The 20,262-nt window shown below is 46.8% G+C and carries 14 protein-coding genes and 2 tRNA genes; 5 read left to right on the top strand and 11 right to left on the bottom strand.

Going from position 1 to position 20,262, the window contains the following annotated elements:
• Window positions 1–9: 9 nt before the first annotated feature.
• The 8 genes from fmt to A4V09_RS02600 form a co-directional block, all read right to left on the bottom strand.
• A complete protein-coding gene (fmt, locus tag A4V09_RS02635; RefSeq protein WP_065540972.1) occupies window positions 10–945 on the bottom strand; it encodes a methionyl-tRNA formyltransferase in 936 nt (311 codons plus the stop codon).
• Window positions 942–1,421 carry a peptide deformylase gene (def, locus tag A4V09_RS02630; protein ID WP_065540971.1) on the bottom strand — a complete coding sequence of 160 codons (480 nt, stop codon included), beginning with the start codon at window positions 1,419–1,421 and terminating at the stop codon, window positions 942–944. The genes fmt and def overlap by 4 nt, the downstream gene beginning before the upstream one ends.
• Window positions 1,422–1,439: 18 nt before the next feature.
• On the bottom strand, window positions 1,440–3,665 hold the full coding sequence (priA, locus tag A4V09_RS02625) for a replication restart helicase PriA (protein WP_065540970.1): 2,226 nt from the start codon (window positions 3,663–3,665) through the stop codon (window positions 1,440–1,442).
• A 26-nt stretch (window positions 3,666–3,691) separates the two neighbouring features.
• A complete protein-coding gene (locus A4V09_RS02620; RefSeq protein WP_065540969.1) occupies window positions 3,692–5,155 on the bottom strand; it encodes a UDP-N-acetylmuramoyl-L-alanyl-D-glutamate--2,6-diaminopimelate ligase in 1,464 nt (487 codons plus the stop codon).
• 529 nt (window positions 5,156–5,684) lie between these two features.
• A complete protein-coding gene (gene arcC / locus A4V09_RS02615; RefSeq protein WP_065540968.1) occupies window positions 5,685–6,614 on the bottom strand; it encodes a carbamate kinase in 930 nt (309 codons plus the stop codon).
• 280 nt (window positions 6,615–6,894) lie between these two features.
• On the bottom strand, window positions 6,895–7,362 hold the full coding sequence (locus A4V09_RS02610; protein ID WP_089280590.1) for a threonine/serine exporter family protein: 468 nt from the start codon (window positions 7,360–7,362) through the stop codon (window positions 6,895–6,897).
• Complete coding sequence (locus A4V09_RS02605; protein WP_065540967.1) at window positions 7,359–8,144, bottom strand: threonine/serine exporter family protein; 786 nt, start codon at window positions 8,142–8,144, stop codon at window positions 7,359–7,361. The genes A4V09_RS02610 and A4V09_RS02605 overlap by 4 nt, the downstream gene beginning before the upstream one ends.
• 54 nt (window positions 8,145–8,198) lie before the next feature.
• On the bottom strand, window positions 8,199–9,740 hold the full coding sequence (locus A4V09_RS02600) for a helix-turn-helix domain-containing protein (protein WP_065540966.1): 1,542 nt from the start codon (window positions 9,738–9,740) through the stop codon (window positions 8,199–8,201).
• A 206-nt stretch (window positions 9,741–9,946) separates the two neighbouring features.
• On the opposite strand from A4V09_RS02600, the gene A4V09_RS02595 reads away from it, so the two are divergent.
• Window positions 9,947–11,926 carry an oxidoreductase gene (locus A4V09_RS02595; RefSeq protein WP_065540965.1) on the top strand — a complete coding sequence of 660 codons (1,980 nt, stop codon included), beginning with the start codon at window positions 9,947–9,949 and terminating at the stop codon, window positions 11,924–11,926.
• 110 nt (window positions 11,927–12,036) lie between these two features.
• Here A4V09_RS02595 and A4V09_RS02590 read toward each other — a convergent pair whose 3' ends face one another.
• The 3 genes from A4V09_RS02590 to A4V09_RS02580 form a co-directional block, all read right to left on the bottom strand.
• A complete protein-coding gene (locus tag A4V09_RS02590) occupies window positions 12,037–12,909 on the bottom strand; it encodes an undecaprenyl-diphosphate phosphatase (protein WP_065540964.1) in 873 nt (290 codons plus the stop codon).
• Window positions 12,910–13,127: 218 nt separating this feature from the next.
• Window positions 13,128–16,325 carry a carbamoyl-phosphate synthase large subunit gene (gene carB, locus A4V09_RS02585; RefSeq protein ID WP_065540963.1) on the bottom strand — a complete coding sequence of 1,066 codons (3,198 nt, stop codon included), beginning with the start codon at window positions 16,323–16,325 and terminating at the stop codon, window positions 13,128–13,130.
• A complete protein-coding gene (locus A4V09_RS02580; protein ID WP_065540962.1) occupies window positions 16,325–17,398 on the bottom strand; it encodes a carbamoyl phosphate synthase small subunit in 1,074 nt (357 codons plus the stop codon). The genes carB and A4V09_RS02580 overlap by 1 nt, the downstream gene beginning before the upstream one ends.
• Window positions 17,399–17,860: 462 nt before the next feature.
• Here A4V09_RS02580 and A4V09_RS02575 point away from each other — a divergent pair.
• The 4 genes from A4V09_RS02575 (at window position 17,861) to A4V09_RS02560 (ending at window position 20,227) form a co-directional block, all read left to right on the top strand.
• Window positions 17,861–17,944 (top strand) — tRNA-Leu (locus A4V09_RS02575).
• A gap of 199 nt (window positions 17,945–18,143) precedes the next feature.
• Window positions 18,144–18,227: transfer RNA gene (locus A4V09_RS02570), tRNA-Leu, on the top strand.
• Window positions 18,228–18,398: 171 nt separating this feature from the next.
• On the top strand, window positions 18,399–19,454 hold the full coding sequence (locus tag A4V09_RS02565; protein ID WP_065540961.1) for a DUF6077 domain-containing protein: 1,056 nt from the start codon (window positions 18,399–18,401) through the stop codon (window positions 19,452–19,454).
• Window positions 19,451–20,227, top strand: coding sequence for a hypothetical protein (locus A4V09_RS02560; RefSeq protein ID WP_065540960.1), 777 nt, complete (start codon window positions 19,451–19,453; stop codon window positions 20,225–20,227). Before A4V09_RS02565 ends, A4V09_RS02560 begins: the two co-directional genes overlap by 4 nt.
• Window positions 20,228–20,262: the final 35 nt, after the last annotated feature.

Genomic DNA, 20,262 nt, shown 5'->3' with positions numbered 1-20,262 from the left:
TTTTCCTCTTTACTCCCCAAGGATCCATCCTTTATCTACTGTATACCCCCGCAGAAAGGCTGCGGTGTCCATTCTTTTCTTTCCTTCCAGCTGCAGTTCCTGTATTAACAGAAGGTCCTCCCCCGTTTTAACCAGGATCCCCTCGTTTCCGGCTTCCAGAATTTCTCCCGGGATGCCGTCATATTCCTTGCAGACCACATCAGCCAGCCACAGTTTCAGGCTTTTGCCGTTCAAGGAAGTGTACGCACTGGGCCATGGATTCAATCCCCGGATAAGCTGCTCAATCTCTTTTGCGGGGCGCTCCCAGTTGATCTTACCCATTTTTTTATCAATCATGGAGGCATAATTTGTGGTACTCAGTTCCGGCTGTTTTTCAAACACAGCCGTACCGTTTTCCAGCTTTTCAAGTACCTTTACACAAAGCTTTGCGCCTGCTGCGCTCAGTTTGTCAAACAGACTGCCGCCAGTCTCTTTTTCATCCAGCTTAACAACCACTTTCTCTATCATATCCCCGGTATCGAGGCCTTCATTCATGCGCATGATCGTGACACCTGTCTCGCTGTCGCCGTTGATGACAGCCCATTGAATCGGTGCGGCACCCCTATAGGCCGGAAGCAGGGACGCATGTACATTGATGCATCCATACCTGGGCAGCTCCAGAATTTCTTTTGAGATCATCTGCCCAAAGGCTGTCACCACGATCACATCCGGCGCAATAGCGCGGAGGTTTTCCACAAATTCCGGTTCCCGCACCTTTTTCGGCTGGAACACAGGAATCTGATGGGCAAGCGCTGCCTCCTTTACCGGAGTCATCGTCAAACTCTTTCCCCTGCCTTTGGGTTTATCCGGCTGAGTCACCACAGCCGCCACCTGATGGCCGGCCTCAATCAAGGATTCAAGCGTACCCACGGCAAAATCCGGGGTTCCCATAAAGACTACTCTCATTCTTCTTCCTCCTCATAATTGTTCCGGCGAAGCTCACCTTCCACCAGTTCCGTATACATTTTCCCCTGGAGATGATCCGTCTCGTGGCAGATTGCCCTTGCCAGCAGCTCGGTTCCCTCCAGCTCATATTCTTCCATATTCTCATTAAGGGCCTTTACCTTCACATAATTTGGACGTGTCACAGTACCGGACATTCCCGGAAGGCTCAGACAGCCCTCATCTCCTGTCTGGGAACCGGATGTCTCAAGGATCTCAGGATTGATCAGCACATGAGGGTCCTCCCCTGTGGTGTCGATCACCACGATCTGTTTCAGCACGCCCACCTGGGGAGCCGCCAGGCCCACCCCGTAAGCATCATACATGGTCTCAAACATATCCTCTATGAGTTCTCTCAGTTTCGGTGTCATGGCCTCCACTTTTCTGCATTTTTTTGCTAAGATACTGTCGCCTTGTGTTCTGATATTTCTCAGTGCCATATTTCTTTTTTCTCCTTTTTATATATTAAAATCAAACTGGATAAACATTTTATCAAATCCTTTATTTACGGCAATATACCGCTCCAGACAGTCTTTGATCTGCACCAGGGTCCTGCGGTTTTGATGTCTCATATAAATCACCATTTTATACATATCCTGGACCTTTGCCACACTCTCAGGCGCGGGTCCGATGAGGATCAAATCTTCTCCCGGATATATCTTCTCTATATATTTTTTACAATAAGAGAGTCCCTGATACAAAAGATTTTCATCCGCGCAGGCTCCCCGCACAGCTGCCATGGCTCTTGTAGGAGGGTACCCCATAAGCATCCGGTAAGCGATCTCCTCCCTGTAAAACCCGGGATAATCCTGCTCTGCGGATGCCCTGATGCTGTAATGTTCCGGCTGGTAGGTCTGTATGACCGCCTCCCCGGGCTTTTTTCCTCTTCCCGCACGGCCTACAGCCTGGGTCAATATCTGGAAGGTTCTCTCCCCTGCCCGGAAATCCTCCCCGTTCAGGGAAAGGTCAGCTGCCAGGACTCCAACCAGTGTCACATCCGGAAAATCGTGGCCTTTTATGATCATCTGGGTGCCCACCAGCACATCCGCCTCTTTCCTTGCAAAAGCGGCCAGAATTTTCTCATGGTCATCCTTCTTTCTTGTAGTGTCCGCGTCCATCCTGAGCACCCTGGCCTGTGGAAACAGACGGTACACCATCTCCTCAATCTGCTGGGTTCCCGCTTTGAATCCTCCGATAAAGGGAGAACAGCAGGAGGGACATTTCTGCACATCCGGGATGGTATATCCGCAGTAGTGACAGATTAATTTTCCGTTTCTGTGGGAGGTCAGCGAGACATCGCAGTGGGGACATTTCATCACATGCCCGCAGGAACGGCAGCTCACAAATCCGGTATATCCCCTGCGGTTTAAAAACAAAATAACCTGTTCCCTTTTCTCAAGTCTGTCTTTGATCTTTTCCTGAAGAAGCGTGCTGAAGATAGAACGGTTTCCCGCCTTCAGCTCCTCTTTCAAATCCACGGTGTACACTTTTGGAAGCGCTCTGTTCTCATATCTGCGCTCCAGAGTCAAAAGCTGATAGGAACCGTTCTTTCCCTTTTCATAGCTTTCCAGGGAAGGTGTGGCCGAACCCATGACAATGCGGGCATTCTCCACCTGCCCCCTCCTGACTGCCACCTCCCTGGCGTGGTAACATGGAGTTTTCTCACTTTTATAGGAAGACTCATGCTCCTCGTCAATGACGATCAGTCCCAGGTTGGGAAAAGGGGTAAACAAGGCTGAGCGGGGTCCCACAACAATGGAAATCTCACCTTTTCTAGCCAGTTCAAACTGGTCAAAACGCTCTCCTGCAGAAAGACGGGAATGCATGAAGGAGACACCCTGGCCGAACCTCTGGCTGAAGCGCTCCACAGTCTGATAGGTAAGGGCAATCTCCGGTATGAGGACAATGACCTGTCTGCCTTTTGCAAGGACTGTCTCGATCAGTTCCATGTAAACTTCTGTTTTACCGCTGCCTGTGACGCCGTAGAGCAGTGTGGGCCGGGGTTTCTCTTTGTTCCATTCTTCCAGGATTTTTTTTACAGCTTCCTGCTGGCAGGCATTCAGCTCTTTTTTTATGCTCTCCCGCTGTCCTGTATGCACAGGATTTCTCCACACCCGCTCACTCTCCACAAGGATCATTCCCTTTTCTTCCAGGCCGTGGATCACAGACGGGGCTGCTTTCCACACATTGACCGCCTGCTCATAGGGCATGGGACTCTGTTCCAGAATGCCTCTCATAAGACGGGCTTTTGCCTTAAAGTGTCTCTGCTCGCACGCCTCGAGAAACTGCTGCGCATTTTCTTTGGATGCTTTTAAAACAAGGAATTTTTTCTCCTGTTTTTTCTTTTTTTCTTTTACCGGAAGCACTGTTTTCAGGGCCTGGTTCATGGTGGAACCATAGTTTTTTGCGATCCATGCTGCCAGGGATATCAGCCGGGATTCTATGGGAATGCCCTGGCTTTCAGGCCCAAGGATCTGTTTCATCCTGGCAGCCTCCACCTTTGGCTGTCTCGTAATATCAATCACGTAGCCTGTGATCTCTCTGCTGCCGTTTCCAAAAGGGACTCTCACTTTTGTTCCTATCTGAATGTGGTCCTGCAGATGCTCTGGAATCTCATACTGGAAGGTCCGATCCAGCTTTTCCTGGGAGATATCCACTATAATATCTGCATATAATCTGCTCATTTATCCACTCCGTATTCCGGCCGGCCCTATAAGGGCTGCTCAGCCAGAATCTCCCTGATCAGATCCCTCTCATCCATGGGATATTTCTTTCCTTTGATTTCCTGGTAATCCTCGTGTCCTTTGCCGGCAAGCACTATAATGTCCCCTGGCTGTCCGTGATGAATGGCATAGGCAATAGCCTCTTTTCTGTCTGCGATCTCCACGTACTCACCCTCTGTCCTGCCGATTCCAATCTTAATGTCATCTATGATCGCCTGTGGTTCTTCATTCCTTGGGTTATCTGAGGTTATGATGGTCAGATCAGCCAGACGTCCCGATACCTCCCCCATCTCATAACGGCGGAGCTTGGAGCGGTTCCCCCCGCATCCAAACAGACATACAAGACGTGTGGGCCGGTACTCCCGCAGGGTGGTCAAAAGGCTCTCCAGACTCATGGCATTGTGGGCGTAATCAATCATAAGGGTAAACTCCTCGGAGACTTTTATCATCTCGATCCTGCCTTTTACCTTGGCAGCTTTCAGTGCCTTTTGGATATTCTCCACGCTGACTCCAAAATGGCGGCAGATGGCAATCGCGGTAAGGGAATTATAAACACTGAATTTGCCGGGAAGGTCGATCTCCACCGGAAAATCCATAAGGCCTTCCGCCTGATAGGCAATTCCCAGGGTTCCTTTTCCTGTGACGAGATGCAGATTTTTCGCACGCAGATCTGCCTTTTCACTGAACCCAAAGGTTTCCAGCTCACAGGTATGACCCTCCAGCACTTTATCCAAATGCTCATCATCCGCGTTCACAATACCCACCCTGCACTGTTTGAACAACATTCCTTTACAATGGATATAGTCATCGAAATCTTTGTGTTCATTAGGACCGATATGGTCCGGCTCAATATTCGTAAAAATGCCCAGGTCAAAAAGAAAACCTGCGGTTCTGTGGAGCATCAGGCCCTGGGAGGAAACCTCCATGACCACGCTGTCACATCCGGCCTCCGCCATCTGGGCAAAGTATTGCTGCACAATGTAGGATTCCGGGGTTGTGTTGGCTGCCGGTATGACTTTGTCGCCGATGATGGCCTCAATGGTTCCGATCAATCCCACTTTGTGCCCCGCATTTTCCAGGATGGATTTTACAAGGTAGGTGGTAGTGGTCTTTCCTTTTGTGCCTGTGATACCGATCACTTTCATCTTCTCTGCCGGATGGCCAAACCATGCTGCGGAGATGCAGGCCATGGCGTACCGGCTGTCCGGTACTTTGATCACAGTCACCTGTTCCGGGACTGTCACATCATCCTGTACTACCAGGACGGAGGCGCCTTTTTCTACAACCTCCTGTGCGTATTTGTGGCCGTCAGATACAGCGCCTTTGATGCAAATAAAAAGAGAGTCCTTTTCCGCTTTCCGGGAATCAAAGACTACACTCCTCACGTCTGTGTCCAGGCTGCCCTGTTCACATTTATATTCAAGGTTTTTTAAAAGTTCCGTCAGTCTCATTCTCAATCTGTCCCCTTTCATAATTGTTCGATCAGATCTGGGCATTTCCTGCGCTTACCATGCATAAAAGCAGCTGCAACAGGTATCTGCCCCTTTCGTGAAATCCGGAAGCAGGTTTTTGCTGCCGCCGGGACCGGTTGGGTTTCCCGGAGGTTCCGGGGTGCCCTTTGGAATATAGAATAACATAGGGGTTGGGAGGGTGGCAAGGGTTTTGTGGGAAAAGAGGGGATTAGGGGGGAGGGTGTTGACGGGATGGACGGTATGAGGGCACAGAAAGATACACGCCCCACCCCTCATCCCTGGTTTTCTCTGGCGGAAGGAAAATCTGCAGTTTGGCGAGTTTTAAAAAAGAACTAAAGCTGGGATTCCCGGAACAGCCGCAGGTTGGGGATCGGACCGTTGGGGAATGTCGGAGCTTTAGTTCTTTTGTATTAGGGTATGCTGTGACAAGGGGCAAAGTACCTGATTATTGCCAAAGGCTGTTACATGGGGTTAACCGTATCAGCAGGACACCGGGCAGATGCCGTGTCTATTCTATGATGGTGCCTGTTTTGCCCAGGTAAGCTGCTTTGGCTTTGTCTATGGAGGTGATGATGGCTTTGCGGCCTTTTTTCTTTTCTATAAAGCTTACGGAGGCTTCTATTTTGGGGCGCATGGTGGATGGCTCGAACTGGTCCTCTTCCATGTATTGTCTGGCCTGGGCCGGGGTTATGTGGTCCAGGTATTGCTCTGTGTCGGATTTATAGTTTATGGATACTTTTTCTACGCTGGTGAGGATGAGGAGTTCGTCTGCATCCAGCATCTCAGCCAGTTTTCCGCTTATGAGGTCTTTTTCAATTACCGCGCTGGCTCCGTGAAGCTCCTCCCCCTGCTCCAGGACAGGGATTCCGCCGCCGCCGCAGGCAATGACGATCTGACCTGCATCGGCCAGGGCACGGATGGCGTCAATCTCCACAATGTCCTGTGGCTTTGGTGCAGCTACGATCCTGCGGCAGCCGTTTTCTGTCTTTGTCACGTAGTTACCTTTTTTCTCCTCGGCCTCGGCTTCCTCCTCGGTCAGAATCCTTCCGATCACTTTGACAGGCTCGTGGAAGGCGTCATCGTATGGGTCGACTGTGACCTGGGTGAGGATTGTGCTCACCGGTTTGTAAATGCCGCGTCTTAAAAGTTCAGCCCTGATGGCGTTCTGCACATCGTAGCCGATGTAGCCCTGGCTCATTGCTGCACATACAGACATGGGGACTGCAGTATAGTCCGGATGCACTTTTCCAAATTCGTTCATTGCTGTATGGATCATCCCTACCTGGGGAGCGTTGCTGTGTGTGATGATCACCTCCGCACCTGCTTCCACCAGGTCAGCGATTATTTTTGCTGTTCTTTTTGTTGCATTTTTCTGTTCAGGCAATGTGGTGCCTAATGCTCTGTGTCCCAATGCCACTACTACTCTCTTTTTTGTCATATAAAGTACCCCTTTTCAACGGTATAATGGATTTAGTAACTGTGAAGATATGAAGCGTTACGATGATTATTATTATAACAGGGCGCTGAAAAAAAGCAACCGTGGAAAAAGAAAAAACCCGATACTCGCGTACCGGGCCTTTTCAACTTGAGGGGGGAGATAGTGAGTGGTTTATCAACTATCCAATACCTATTATAGGGAAAAAATGTGATGAAACTATGACGATTTTCTAAAATAAAACGAAAATCTCTAAAGAAATTTTAAATGAAATTAGAAATAATCAGTTTTTGCCATGGTGTTTCTTTCTGAAAATCCTGTTGATGGTCTTCTGTGGTATCTCGAATACAAACACGATCCCCAGCACCATGGCTAATGCTATCCCAATGGTCTGCCTTCCGTAATACAGGCTTTGTGCGCTTTCCTGCATCAGGGTATAGTAAAGGGTACGGTATATTCCGATTCCCGGCACAAGAGGAAAAATGCCGGCGATCAGGAACAATGTGACCGGACATTTTCTTATGGTGCTCCCAATACGGGAGGCTGTCACGATAAACACCGTGGCAATAAAGCTTCCCGTTACTGCACTCATATGGAAAGGATTGGTGCAGATCCAGCAGATCAGCCATCCGAAACCGCCTATGGTACCGCACAGGGGATACTGTTCCCTGGGTACGGAAAACAGTACGGAAAAAGCCACAGTCCCCAAAAACGCAGCAACAAACTGCGCTGCACCTTGTATCACCATCATAAGAGAATCCCTCCTATCACTTTATAGTAAAGCATATACATAAGTCCAACGCCAAGGGCAATACCCAGAGCTACAAGAAGGGTATCCAGCATTCTGACACCTCCCCCTATATAATCACCGTCCGCAAAATCCCGGATGGAATTTACAAAAGAGACGCCGGGTACCAGAGGCATAATGGAGCCGACCAGTATACTTCCGTAATTCTCCCCCACTCCCAGCCTGTAGAAAACCACGGCTAAAAACGACCCCCAGAATCCTCCCATTAAATTCAATACAATCTTTGAAGTTCTCTTCTCTCTTTTTTCCAGCGCAACTAATAATACATACAGCAAAAAGCCTGACAAGAAAGCCGCCGCCGCATCCCAGATGCCGCCTCCCAAAACATAGCAGAAACTGGCAGACCCTACACCGGATGCCAGTATCCTGGTAAAATCTCTTTTGCCCGGCATTTGCTTAATAGCTTCCAGTTGTTCCCATGCCTCCTCCACCGTGTATCTTCCCTCCACGATTTCTCTGGAAAGCTGGTTTACGGCTGCCACCCGGTTAAGCCTGGCTGAATTGATAGGGATATGCTTAACCTGGGCATAAATGTCCTGCCCCTTGCTCTCGGCTGTCAAAAAAATTCCTGTACTCATGACAAATGCACTGCTTTTTTCTATTCCATAGGCTTTGGCTATTCTCTGTATGGTCTCCTCCGCGCGGAAGATTTCTGCCCCGGCATCCAGCAAGGTCTTGCCAGCCTCCATTGCCAAATCCAGAATCTGTTTATCTCTGCTCTCCATAAACGCACTCCATTTTTGCTTGCCGCAGGATGTTATCCCCGCTGCTTGTTGTTTTCATTTTTCCCCGCTCTTGGAACTGTATTCCTCCATGACCCGAAAAGACAGCAGCAGATACAGTCTCTCCTCCGGGTCCTCCAGATTCAGACGTATCAGTTCCCGAATCCGTTCCATTCTGTTTATAAAAGAACTGCGGTGTATATACAGCGCCTTTGCGGATGCTACTGCATTGTACTGCAGACGCACATATGTTAAAAGTGTTTTATAATAGGAAGTTTCATTTTCCCTGTCATACCGGTACAGGGTGAGCAGTTCCCTGCTGCAGAGCTGTTCCGGCAGAAAATTTCCCACACCGTATTTTAACAGAAAATCCAATGCATAATCATCAAATTTATGATAACAGTATGTAAAATTTTTCCTAAGCCCCATCTCCATGGCAAATTCTGCCTGCCGGTAAGCGCTGCGGATGCAGGAGATATCTGTAAATTCCCGGCTGCAGCCTGCTGCCAGCACACTTTCCCGCAGAAAATACACCATTTCCTTGTGGAACTCCAAATCTGTGGATTTTGAGAACATATTCTGGTTAAACAGCATGGCAATATCCCCGTCATGTGTCACACAGTATGCACCGGGCCACATCCGCTCCATCTGCGAGCAGAGATATCTCATATTATATGCTTTTCCTTTTTGGAGAATGTTCTCGCGGATAGTAAGCATATAATAAATGTCACCCGGCAGATTTTTATTTGCCCATAATAACCGCAGAAGTTCTCCCTCGTCTGCCCCATCCGTCTCCAGACACTTTTTCAACATGTGATGCAGGTCAGCCAGACGCTGAGGTCCCAGCTCAAAACCTCCGCACTGGTCATAAAGCTGTTCCACATACCTGGCAAGATGGTTGAAGACTGCTTTCTCATATTCGGTCTTCGCGTCCTCCTGCCCCTCCTGGATCAACAGGGACAAACGGCCTGTATATCTCCCTTCATGATAAATATTTTTGTAGATCACCACTTCCCCTGCGGTATAGACAAACGCCTCTTTTCGTTCTTCCAGTTCCTTGAATCCAGGCATACTGGTCAGATCGTTTACATCCTCCAGCGGAAGCTGGTTCATATCGTCCACAAATTTCCTGCAAATCCCCTCATCGCTAGAGTAGGCAATATATTTAAAGTCCCCGTCCATCAGTGCGGCAGGCTCCGGCAGAACCGTCTGGCAGCAGTCTAAAATCTCCTGAAATCCAATATTCCCGTTTACAATCCCGGTAAGTTTTCCATCCCAATTGTCAAAAACATCAAATATTTCCGTCAGTACGTTAAAAAGTTTCTTCTCTGATATCCCCTCCCCCAGAAAAATCACATCATTATTTCCCTTGTCCCAGGCTTTGACCCGGGAGCCAATACACAGGATAACACAGCCTCTCAGATCATTGACACAGTGTAGTATATTCTCCTTATCCGCAATGACAGCTCTCCCCTCTGTATGGACAGATGTCTCATAAAAAACAGGGCGTCCCACAAAATACTGTTGTGAATATTGTGCATGATTTATTTCAAAGTGTTTTGCCAGCTGGTAATATACCATAATACTGTTCAGTCTCATTTCCCATTCTCCTTTTTTCACCCCATCATACACATTGTACACCATCCGACAAAAAAAGCAATCAGATTCATGGATTTACACGGAGCAGATTCCAGGCTAATATTAAGACAGAGTAACTTAACTCTACCTGCCGGCCTCCCCGGCTTCGTGCCGGCAGGCTCCATGTAAAAGCAATACAGACACTCTTGTGAAAGGAGTGGATCCTAATGAAAAAATCAGATTTTAAATACCCTCATCTGTTTGCCCCCATTCAGCTTGGCAATGTACTTTTCCGTAACCGAATCTTCGCCTCCCCGACCGGTTACCAGAATCTGAATGGTGATGGCTATCTAAACGACGGCGCTGCGGCCTACTATGGCAGAAAAGCTATGGGAGGCGCTGCCAGCGTTGCCACCTTCGAGGGAATTGTTGACGGGGAGCTTGGAAGAGGCGGGGCAACACATATTGCGCTTGACACTGCTAATATAGACCGGGGTATTTCCAGAATTGCCTATGGCATCAGCCAGTACGGCGCTGTAGCCACTCTGGAACTGCAGCACACCGGCATGTTTGCCAACCGTGATCTGTCCTTTTTCGGAGCGGAAGCCAAAGGTATTGCCTATGGCCCGGCGGAATGTGAATGTGCAGGCAGGAAAATCCGCCCTATGACAGAGGAGATCATTGAACGCACCATCCAAAAATACATAGATGCAGCACTTCTTGCAAAGAAATGCGGTTTCGGTATGGTTCTGGTACATGCAGGACACGGATGGATGCTGCACCAGTTCCTGTCCCCCATCACCAACACCAGAACAGACAAGTGGGGCGGACCGGATATTGAAAACAGAAGCAGACTTCTGCTCTCCATCGTGGACGGCATTCACAAAGCCTGCGGTGCAGGTTTCCCCGTGGAGGTCCGCATCAGCGGTTCTGAATGCTATAATGGAGGCTATGACATAGAAAATGGCATTGCCATTGCCAGACAGCTTGACGGACACGCGGATTTGATCCATGTTTCCGCCGGCAATCATGAGGTGGAGGAAGTTTTTGCCGTCACCCATCCAAGTATGTTTCTGGAAGATGGATGCAATGTGCATCTGGCTGCAGAGATCAAAAAACACGTAAACACCCCGGTAGCCACCATTGGCGCGCTCTCAGACCCTGAGCTTATGGAAGAAATCCTTGCCTCAGGAAAAGCTGATGTTGTGGAACTGGGCAGAGAATTGCTGGCGGACCCGGATTTTCCAAATAAGGTCCGCGCGGGACATGAGGACAAAGCGAGAAAATGTATGCGCTGTCTATCCTGTTTTTCCAGTGAGCTGACCAACGGTGAGCCCTACTGTGCCATCAATCCGGAATCCGGCCGTGAACTAGAGCTTCGCCATGCGCCCGCTTGTGCGCAGGTAAAGAAAAAAGTACTGGTCGTGGGCGGAGGCGTGGGCGGCATGCAGGCAGCCCTAACATGTTCCAAAATGGGACATCACGTGATTCTCTGTGAAAAAAACGAGCGGCTGGGCGGTGTACTTCGCTGTGAAGAAAACGTCGCCTTTAAGAAGAACCTGGATTACTATTTAAACCAGCAGGCGAAGTGTGTTGAGGAAGATGATAATATAGAACTTTGCCTGCAGACGAAAGTGACGCCAGAATATGCGGAGGACTTAAACGCAGACGTCATCATCGCAGCCCTGGGTGCACAAGCAGCCCGGCCGCAGGTACCAGGTATAGACAGAAAAGAAGTATTATCTGCCCAGGAGGCCTATCCTCTGGCAGAAAAACTGGGTCCCGGAGTGATCATTCTGGGAGCCGGCCTGGTAGGAATTGAACTGGGACTGCATCTCATCCGCTATGGAAAGGATGTTACCATCCTGGAGATGACAGACCACATGAACGACGGAGGGAATTTCCTCCATATGCTCGGACTGCATGCGGAAATCAGGAAGCGCGGACTTAAAATCCATTTTAATACCCAGGCTGTCCGGATCACGGATACAGGGGTTGCCTGCCATACACCGCAGGGTGAAAGATTTTATGAGGCAGACCAGGTTGTCTATGCAGCCGGTCAGAAGCCGCTTCGGGAAGAGACAACTGCTCTTGCCTGCTGCGCACCGGAATTTTATATGCTGGGGGATTGTGTGACCCCCAGAAATATCACGGCAGCTACATCCACTGCCTATATGACAGCCAGAAATATAGGCAGGGATTACTGACATATTGTTTCCCATTTCTCTATTGTCTGTAAAATAGCTTACCCCTGTTTTACAGACGGCAAAAGGGCATTGCAGCCGCAATGCCCTTTTATCATGTCTTTATCCATTTCTTATCCCGCTATTGTAAAATAGAGAAGCACAATAACGCCCAGTACGATCCGGTACCATCCAAATGCTTTGAAATCATGTTTTTTGATATATCCCATAAGAAATTTGATCGCCAGAATGGAAACTACGAAGGAAACCACCATTCCCACAACCAGTATCAGCAGCTCGGCCCCGGTAAAATGCAGGCCGAATTTTACCAGTTTCAGCAGACTGGCACCGAACATGGTTGGTATTGCCAGGAAAAAAGTATATTCCGCCGCAACAGTTCTGGACGCACCCAGAAGGATTCCACCGATGATCGTAGCCCCTGAACGGGATGTTCCCGGAATCACAGCCAAAAGCTGGAACACACCGATGAGAAGTGCCATCTTCCAGGAAATCTCAGCAATGGAATTCACCGCAGGGTCCCTTTTCTTATTGTAATCCTCAATGAGGATAAACAGAACACCGTACACGATCAGCATGACAGCTACCACGAAATAATTGTTGAATTTCTCTTCAATAAAATCATTGAAGGGCAGCGCTATAATAATCGCAGGCAGACAGGACACAACAATCTTAAACCACATGATCATTTTGTCTATCTGGACAAAGCGGCAGATAAAGCCAGCCGTTTTCTCGATCTTAGTCACATTAAGATGCTTTGGTCTCCTGTTGTGGAATGGCCAGAGGTCTTTAAAATAAAGCACCACCACTGCCATAATGGCACCAAGCTGGATCACCACCATAAACATTTCCCAGAACTGTTTGCTCACATCCAGTTTTACAAATTCTTCAACCAGAATCAGATGACCGGTGCTGCTGATGGGAAGCCATTCTGTGATGCCCTCCACGATCCCAAGAAAAATAACCTTCAGTAATTCAATAAAATCCATTACACCCTCCCTTATGTAAAAAACCACATAACCATTCAGTCAACGGAATCGTCATGCATATTCGCCCATTAAAATCGCTCTGCCATGGGACGAATGCCAACTGCCACGAATCTCAGACACAGCCAGCGAAATAAAACCTCAGACCTGACTGAACATTTAAGAAACCGCCGCAAAAAAAATCATACGGCGGTTGTCTTTCATTCTGTCACAATATTATATTATAACGCTGCAATATCTATCAGTTCCAATTTCTGTATATCTGTATTCTCCAGGCTGGTCACAAGCGCCTCCGCCGTATCCAGGGCTGTCAGCACATTGACGCCAGTCTCAATGGCATTACGGCGGATGATAAATCCATCCTTTGCTTTTTCCACACCCTGTGACGGTGTGTCAATGACAAGATCGATCTTATGTCCCAGGATCAAATCCATCAGGTTGGGGGATGCCTGCTCAATTTTATTTGTACGGACAGCCTTCACACCGTTCTCACCCAGAACCTTAGCTGTGCTTCTGGTTGCGTAGATACGGTATCCAAGTGCCTCAAAACGCCGGGCAATGGGTACAATATCCTGCTTATCTTCATCCCTCACTGTGATGATCATGTTCTTATGCTTGGGCAGATTAATGCCGGCACCTAAAAATGCCTTGTAGAGGGCTTCATTGAAGGACTCCGCAATACCCAGGCACTCTCCTGTGGACTTCATTTCCGGTCCCAGGCTGATATCAGCCCCGCGGATCTTCTCAAAGGAGAACACGGGCATCTTGATGGCAATATGCTTTGCCTCCGGCTGGAGACCCGGTTCATATCCCAGTTCTCTTAATTTATATCCCAGGATCATCTTTGTGGCCAGCGGTACAATAGGAATACCTGTCACTTTGCTGATATACGGCACAGTACGGCTGGAGCGGGGATTGACCTCGATGACATATACGTCCTCACCGCACACGATAAACTGAATATTGATCATACCGATAACATGCAGGGATTTCGCCAGCCTCCTGGTGTACTCCTCGATAGTCTTCTTGGCCGTCTCACTGATCGTACGTGCCGGATATACGGAAATACTGTCCCCGGAATGGATACCCGCGCGCTCGATATGCTCCATAATCCCAGGTATCAGAATATCTTCCCCGTCACAGATGGCATCCACCTCAATCTCCTTGCCCTGGAGATACTTATCTACAAGAATGGGGTGCTCCTGAGCAATTCTGTTGATGATGCCAATATACTGGTCCACATCCTCATCATTGATGGCGATCTGCATTCCCTGTCCGCCCAGCACGTAGGAAGGACGAACCAGTACCGGATACCCCAGTGTATTCGCCACGCGGATCGCTTCGTCTGCCGTATATACTGTATGCCCCTGAGGTCTCGGAATATGACATTCCTCCAGAATCTTATCAAAAAGCTCACGGTCCTCCGCAGCATCCACATCCTCAGCGGATGTTCCCAGGATTTTTACCCCCATCTTCATCAGGGCTTCTGTCAGCTTAATGGCGGTCTGGCCGCCAAACTGCACGACAGCACCGTCCGGCTTCTCTATATTCACCACATTCTCCACATCCTCCGGAGTCAGCGGTTCAAAATACAGCTTATCTGCAATGTCAAAGTCTGTACTTACGGTTTCCGGGTTGTTATTGATGATAATGGTCTCATAGCCTTCTTTCTTGAAAGCCCATGTACAGTGTACGGAACAGAAGTCAAATTCAATACCCTGACCGATCCGGATAGGGCCGGAGCCAAGAACCAGGACCTTTTTTTTCTCTGAATTTCCATCCGCCTCATTTTCCCCGCCGTAGACAGAGTAATAATAGGGTGTAGCAGCCGCAAATTCAGCCGCGCAGGTATCCACCATCTTGTAAGCTGCTGTGATACCCCAGCTATTGCGCAGTTCCCTGATCTCTTCCTCTTTTTTACCGGTAATGCGTGCGATCACGTTATCCGGGAATTCTATTCTCTTTGCCTCACGAAGCAGTTCTTCGGTAAGCTCCTGTGATGAGAGCGCCTGCTCCATCTCCACAAGAATGGCGATCTTGTCAATGAACCACAGATCAATCTTGGTCACTGCATGGATAACTTCATAGGAAATACCCCTGCGGACGGCCTCTGCAATCCTCCAGATCCTCATATCATCCACAACCTTCAGATCTTCTGTCAGTTCCTCCTCGGAAAGATTTGTGAAATCATAGGACATCAAACTGTCCACATGCTGTTCCAGAGAACGGATGGCTTTCATAAGAGCACCTTCAAAGTTATTGCAAATGCTCATCACTTCACCGGTAGCCTTCATCTGTGTGGTCAGAGTTCTCTTGGCGCTGATAAATTTATCGAAAGGCAGACGTGGTATTTTTACAACACAATAGTCCAACATAGGCTCAAAGCTGGCATAAGTCTTACCTGTGATGGCATTCGGGATCTCATCCAGGGTATAGCCCAGAGCAATCTTGGCTGCCACCTTGGCAATAGGATAGCCTGTAGCTTTAGATGCCAGGGCTGAGGAACGGGATACACGGGGATTTACCTCAATGACACAGTATTCAAAGCTGTCCGGATTCAGGGCATACTGTACATTACAACCGCCGGTGATTCCCAGCTCTGTGATAATGTTCAATGCAGAAGTTCGCAACATCTGGTATTCCTTGTCCCCCAGTGTCTGGGAAGGAGCCACAACGATACTGTCTCCCGTATGCACACCCACAGGGTCAATGTTTTCCATATTACATACTGTGATGCAGTTGCCTGCGCCGTCGCGCATAACCTCGTATTCAACCTCTTTCCATCCTGCAATACAGCGCTCCACCAACACCTCACCCACACGGGAGAGACGAAGGCCATTTTCCAGGATCTCCACAAGCTGCGCCTCGTCATAAGCTATGCCGCCGCCGCTTCCGCCCAGAGTATAGGCCGGACGCAGAACCACCGGGTATCCGATTTCATTTGTAAAAGCAATACCATCCTTTACGGTTTTAACAACCAGGGAAGCAGCGACCGGCTCTCCGATCTTTCCCATGGTATCCTTAAATTCCTGGCGGTCCTCAGCTTTTTTGATGGTCTCAGATGTGGTTCCGATCAGGCGCACATTCTGCTCTTTTAAGAAACCTCTCTCCTCCAGCTCCATAGCCAGATTCAGTCCGGCCTGACCGCCCAGGGTGGGCAGAACACTGTCCGGTTTTTCTTTGAGGATAAGCTGTTCCACAACCTCCACAGTCAGAGGTTCAATGTAAACTTTATCCGCTATATCCTTATCTGTCATAATGGTAGCGGGGTTGGAATTCAGAAGAACAACCTCTATGCCCTCTTCCTTCAGGGAGCGGCACGCCTGTGTTCCCGCATAGTCAAACTCAGCTGCCTGTCCGATAATGATCGGGCCGGAGCCGATCACCAGCACTTTTTTTATATCCTGAATTTTCGGCATTATTGGCTCACCTCCATCATTTTCATAAACCTGTCAAACAAATATCCGGAATCCTGGGGTCCGGGACAAGCCTCCGGATGAAACTGTACGGTAAAAATATTCTTACCTGTATATTTTAATCCCTCGTTTGTTTTGTCATTGACATTCTCGAATGCGGGTACCGCCACCTGAAGGTTCAGAGTGTCCGTATCTACCATATATCCATGGTTCTGTGATGAAATATATACCCTGCCTGTTTCCAGGTCCTTTACGGGGTGATTTCCGCCTCTGTGGCCGTATTTCATCTTCCTGGTATCCGCACCTGTTGCCAGCGCCATAAGCTGATGTCCAAGACAGATGGCAAAAATCGGTACCTGGGAATCATAGAGCTTTTTGATCTCTTCTATAATAGAGGTACACGCTTTTGGATCTCCGGGGCCATTGGAGAGCATAATGCCGTCAGGATCATCTTTAAGAATCTCCTCTGCTTTGGTAAACGCCGGATACACAGTGACCTGGCATCCGCGTTGGTTCAGAGACCGGGCAATATTATCTTTTGCGCCAAAGTCCATGAGAGCCACCTTGGGTCCACTGCCCTTCAGCACTTTTTTCTCCTCACATGTTACCCGTTCCACGACTCTGCCTGTGGTATATCCTTTTAATTTTGGAAGAACCTCTTCCAGTTTATGATCTGCATTGGTGGTAATCATGCCGTTCATTGTGCCCTTTTCCCTCAGAATTTTAGTAAGGGCTCTGGTATCAATCCCCGCGATTCCGGGAATGTCATATCTTTTCAGAAAATTCTGTATGGTATCTTCACAGCGGAAATTGCTTGGAATACGGGATATTTCCCTGACAATATAGCCGTCCGGCCATGGTCTTAAAGATTCCTGGTCCTCATGGCAAATACCATAATTACCGATCAAAGGATATGTCATGCAGACTGCCTGTCCGGCGTAAGAAGGGTCTGTAAGAACTTCAAGATAACCAGTCATGGAGGTGTTAAAGACGATTTCACTGATAATTTCTTTCTTGGACCCTATGCTGGTCCCGGTAAAGACGGTGCCGTCTTCCAGTATTAAAAATGCTTTCATGCTTTCACCTGTCTTCCTTTCTATAGCGCACTGTTAATGGTTCCCCAAATTTTCCCCAAATTGTAAAAAGTGTATCACAACATGTAGTGTTTTTCAACCTTTTTTTCTTGTTTTTTCGCGGTTTTTTCACAGCCGGGATTTAGAAGGTTTTGAAATATCCGGCTGTATGGATTCCGTATGATGGAATGTTTTAGTATTTGGTATGAGAATATAGATTATGTATTTAGCATTACCTTATTATGATGGAAATATGGGATAATTTTATGCCGGAGGATTTTTGTCATTTTTTAATATGGATGGATCATAAAACGGCGTCCTTTTGTAAGGAAGAATAGGCGCTAAATGTCGAAAAAGTAAATTGCGTTAATTTTATTAAAAACTTTGAAAATTAGTGTTGACATTTCCTGTAAAATCATGTAATATATGTCTTGTGCTTGAGAGAGCACGAACTTAATAGAAGATGCAGGAGTGGCGGAATTGGCAGACGCGCAGGCTTCAGGTGCCTGTGGTAGCAATATCGTGTGGGTTCAAGTCCCATCTCCTGCATCCTTTTTTTGTTTTTTGACCGTGAATCATGGCGGCTGCCGCGGGTGACGGTCATTTCATTAGAGTGCCGGATCTTGACATGGGCGGGCAGTTTTAAGTGGTCAGGAGTTTTTATTTTTTTTAAAAAGGTATTGACTTTCTTGTACAAATCGTGTAATATATCACTTGTGTTCGAGAGAACACGAACTTAATAGAAGATGCAGGAGTGGCGGAATTGGCAGACGCGCAGGCTTCAGGTGCCTGTGGTAGCAATATCGTGTGGGTTCAAGTCCCATCTCCTGCATCCTTTTTTGTAATTTAAACTTTCTATCGGAAGCCCGTTAGAGAGTTTTTTTATGTAAATAAAAGCAAATTCACAAGCCAAATCCGCTGAATATCTTGACTTCAACTTTAAAATTATATACTATAAAGGAATTAGATAAACTGTCCCCAAATAAATTATCAGGAGGCATTCATGAACTACATTAAAACATTCTTTCTAGTTCTATTTTTCATTTTATCAATTTATTTTTTAGGGATTCTGGGCAGAAAAAAAAGTGATGGATTCCCTCTAGCAGAGATTTTATTGCATGGACTGCTGAGATTATTTGCTAGTTTTGAAGTGATTGTTCTTCCGTTTATTTTTTTACGGGCCAAATTTTCATACTTTTTTTATTTTTACTGTTTCGTGCTAATAGCTGTTATTATTTTTTCTATATTTAAATATGCCAGATACAGCTATAAATATATTGGAAAAAAAGTTCACAAATTTATTTCCACATTAGACATTCCACTGGCAGCGGCTATTATTATGATCATATTTCAGATGTCTATGCTGGCATTTTATATGCATCTTGATGCTGATGATGCTATGTATGTTGCGACTGCTGCTACAACTTTGAGAACTGATACTATGTATCAATATGCCGCAGATACCGGAATTATTATGAATACCATGCCATCACGATATGTATTATCCCCTTTTCCTATTTTTACAGCATTCTTAGGTAAACTGTTTTTTTTGCATCCTACAATTATAGCACATACAATTTTAGCTCCACTTATGACTGGCTTTGCATATCTGGTATATTATTTAATTGGTTCACTTATTTTTAAAAAGAAAAAGGGAATGATCGGAATCTTTTTATTAGTTCTATGCACCTTTCAAATTTGGGGGTATTTTACTGTTTACTCCTCCTCTACTTTTATTTTGATTCGCTCCTGGCAGGGAAAAGCCGTACTTGCCGGCATTCTCATACCTGCGGCTATTTACTTTTTAATGAAAGAATGCCAGACCAACGTACCATATAAGTGGCCGTTATGTGCCTCATTATCTTTGGTTTTAGCGGCAAGCCTGGTTTCCTCTATGGGAATAATGCTGCTTCCCACCTTGCTGGGGTTATCTGCTATTTTGTACTGTATCTACAATAAATCTTTTAAACCATTGATTAAATGTGTAATCAGTTGTTCACCTGCCATTTGCTTAATGGTAATATATTTGTTAATGAAATTTGGGAGATTTTGCCCATGAATGAAATTGTGAAAATAACAGAAAAAATGCTTTGGCTCTATACTGGTGATTGCTGGTACTTTCTTATTTTTCTGGTATGTGCAGGATATTTATTTTCCAAAAATAAAACCCATTCTGAAATAAGATTTATAAACCATTATATGATTGGGATTGGTTTTATTTATATCTGTCCTGTCACGGCTAAAATTATCATGGATTATTGTATCGGAAAATCGGTATACTGGAGAATGTTCTGGCTTTTGCCAATGGCAATGGTTGTTGCGCTTGCAGTAACTTTCATTGCCTCAGAAATGGACAGCAAGGTGCATAAAAATTTATTTGTTTTAGCAATTCTCCTGCTTCTGATTTTCAGCGGTAATTTTATGTATAGCAAGGATGTATTTACAAAAAGCGTGAACGCATATAAACTCCCTGAAGATACCTTTTCCATCTGTGATATGATAGAAGACCATGCGGAAAATAGTAGGATAACAGCTGTTTTTCCCACTGAACTTCTTCCATATATCAGGCAATACGATGCAAATATTTATCTTCCCTATGGAAGACGGGTTGAAACAGAAACCAGTCCATCCAGCGATGCTCGAAAATTATTTGATGTAATGAATCAGACAGACAAGTCAGCAGAAGAACTGGCACAACTGGCTAAACAAAATGGATGCCAATACATTGTGGTCAGTAAAGAGGATGCCGTTAATAACAACCTTTCAGATGGTGATTTCAAAGCTGTTGCTGATTCCGGAAATTATATTATTTACTATGATACTGCCAATTGATATATATACCTATATTTTCAAACTGACGTAATAAT

Source organism: Blautia pseudococcoides, assembly GCF_001689125.2.
In the GTDB taxonomy this organism is placed as follows: domain Bacteria; phylum Bacillota; class Clostridia; order Lachnospirales; family Lachnospiraceae; genus Blautia; species Blautia pseudococcoides.
The sequence above is the reverse complement of the archived record's forward strand: the minus strand, read 5'-3'. Positions and strand labels throughout refer to the sequence as shown.

Excerpts from the sequence above, each read along its gene's own strand:
- carB (WP_065540963.1), bottom strand. The coding sequence starts at position 16,325 with ATGCCGAAAATTCAGGATATAAAAAAAGTGCTGGTGATCGGCTCCGGC.
- A4V09_RS02605 (WP_065540967.1), bottom strand. The coding sequence starts at position 8,144 with ATGGAGAGCAGAGATAAACAGATTCTGGATTTGGCAATGGAGGCTGGC.
- A4V09_RS02565 (WP_065540961.1), top strand. The coding sequence starts at position 18,399 with ATGAACTACATTAAAACATTCTTTCTAGTTCTATTTTTCATTTTATCA.
- A4V09_RS02580 (WP_065540962.1), bottom strand. The coding sequence starts at position 17,398 with ATGAAAGCATTTTTAATACTGGAAGACGGCACCGTCTTTACCGGGACC.
- A4V09_RS02595 (WP_065540965.1), top strand. The coding sequence starts at position 9,947 with ATGAAAAAATCAGATTTTAAATACCCTCATCTGTTTGCCCCCATTCAG.
- A4V09_RS02610 (WP_089280590.1), bottom strand. The coding sequence starts at position 7,362 with ATGATGGTGATACAAGGTGCAGCGCAGTTTGTTGCTGCGTTTTTGGGG.
- fmt (WP_065540972.1), bottom strand. The coding sequence starts at position 945 with ATGAGAGTAGTCTTTATGGGAACCCCGGATTTTGCCGTGGGTACGCTT.
- arcC (WP_065540968.1), bottom strand. The coding sequence starts at position 6,614 with ATGACAAAAAAGAGAGTAGTAGTGGCATTGGGACACAGAGCATTAGGC.
- A4V09_RS02560 (WP_065540960.1), top strand. The coding sequence starts at position 19,451 with ATGAATGAAATTGTGAAAATAACAGAAAAAATGCTTTGGCTCTATACT.
- priA (WP_065540970.1), bottom strand. The coding sequence starts at position 3,665 with ATGAGCAGATTATATGCAGATATTATAGTGGATATCTCCCAGGAAAAG.
- A4V09_RS02620 (WP_065540969.1), bottom strand. The coding sequence starts at position 5,155 with ATGAGACTGACGGAACTTTTAAAAAACCTTGAATATAAATGTGAACAG.
- def (WP_065540971.1), bottom strand. The coding sequence starts at position 1,421 with ATGGCACTGAGAAATATCAGAACACAAGGCGACAGTATCTTAGCAAAA.
- A4V09_RS02600 (WP_065540966.1), bottom strand. The coding sequence starts at position 9,740 with ATGAGACTGAACAGTATTATGGTATATTACCAGCTGGCAAAACACTTT.
- A4V09_RS02590 (WP_065540964.1), bottom strand. The coding sequence starts at position 12,909 with ATGGATTTTATTGAATTACTGAAGGTTATTTTTCTTGGGATCGTGGAG.